Source organism: Microbacterium petrolearium, assembly GCF_054782875.1.
The window spans coordinates 1-506 of sequence record NZ_BAAGRQ010000108.1; the positions used below are offsets into that span (position 1 = coordinate 1).

General features: G+C 57.3%; 1 protein-coding gene. It reads right to left on the bottom strand.

Going from position 1 to position 506, the window contains the following annotated elements:
• Positions 1-506: retropepsin-like aspartic protease (locus ACYVJ0_RS13870; protein WP_460818446.1), on the bottom strand; the 506-nt coding region annotated here is incomplete at both ends.

Consider the following 506-nt stretch of genomic DNA (forward strand, 5'->3'; position numbering starts at 1 on the left):
CCACCGTCCAAGAGGAGTTTATTGAGGCGAATAGCGCCATCAAAAAGACGGTGTTGGTGACAGAAAGGGAGACCGAGAATTAAACGATACTTCGGACCCAGAGGCATGGCGTAGAATGGCGTTTCCGCATAAATTGTTTCACCAATTGATACATCCACTAAGTACTCCTGCTCTATCACCGGCCCCGCTCGGTTATCTGCCATCTTCGTCCCCACCGGCGGGACGGGGGTCCCCCTCAAGCCAAGCTGCGCCGCATACTCCCGGTCGATGACATTAATGCCCGCGCCAGAATCAACTAAGGCGGTAGCAGGGTCATCGTTAGCCTGAACGCGGCAAGTGACCATGAGGAGAGGTACTGACCCTGCTAGGGCGGTGGCGCCATCCTGGACAAGTTGATCGGCAACAGGATCGACCGAGAATATGTCGGGGGCGTCGGGGCTGTCGTCGTCGGCGAGAGAAATCAGGTTGGCAGCGGGGGCAGAGGAGGAGTGTTGAGAGGGGGAGGA